The organism is Mycobacterium sp. pUA109 (genome assembly GCF_041287095.1).
In the GTDB taxonomy this organism is placed as follows: Bacteria; Actinomycetota; Actinomycetes; order Mycobacteriales; family Mycobacteriaceae; genus Mycobacterium.
In genome coordinates this window covers 1-201 of sequence record NZ_JBGGKS010000065.1, presented here as the reverse complement: position 1 = coordinate 201, position 201 = coordinate 1, and the positions used below count along the sequence as shown (strand labels likewise).

Sequence of the window (201 nt, the reverse complement as noted above, 5' to 3'; positions counted from 1 at the left end):
ATGACTGGATCGCCGAATACGGCGAATGGTTGCCGGTCTACCGCCCGCCGCTCGACCATCGTCGGTTCGGCGAGCAGGGACCGTCCGTGGATGGCCAGCCCGAGGTCACGGTGCGCTACGTCACGCCGCACTCGAAATGGTCGATCCACACCGAGTATCAGGACAACCTGCACATGCTGCGGCTGTTCCGCGGCGGGCCGG

Annotated in this window: 1 protein-coding gene; it reads left to right on the top strand. The window is 66.2% G+C overall.

Annotated features, from left to right (window positions below; translation table 11 throughout):
- On the top strand, positions 1-201 hold a 201-nt coding region (locus ACAG26_RS27690), incomplete at both ends, for a hypothetical protein (RefSeq protein ID WP_370486275.1).